At 41.3% G+C, this 252-nt stretch carries 1 protein-coding gene; it reads right to left on the bottom strand.

The features are described from left to right. Positions 1 to 252 (bottom strand): hypothetical protein (locus SB749_RS20210; RefSeq protein WP_410711882.1); only part of this gene is annotated, 252 nt, incomplete at both ends.

A 252-nucleotide genomic window follows, 5' to 3' on the forward strand; every position in this document is an offset into this window, starting at 1 on the left:
CTTGGGCAAGCGGGCCACGTAAATGTACTGCGTACTTTTTAGTATGTTCGCTTAATAGTGCACTGGGGATTGCATCTCGACCTTTAGCAAACCATTCACCTTCCTTTGTTTTACTCCACAACCCATTATCGAGCATGCCAGTAACCGCATAAACGGTTTTATCATTTAGCAGCATCATAGGCCCTGACTCAACAAGCTTTACGTTTTGTTGTTGCCAGTTTTTGTTATAGCCAGTAATGCTTTTAATTTTAT

The organism is Brevibacterium sp. SIMBA_078 (assembly GCF_046534565.1).
Taxonomy (GTDB): domain Bacteria; phylum Actinomycetota; class Actinomycetes; order Actinomycetales; family Brevibacteriaceae; genus Brevibacterium.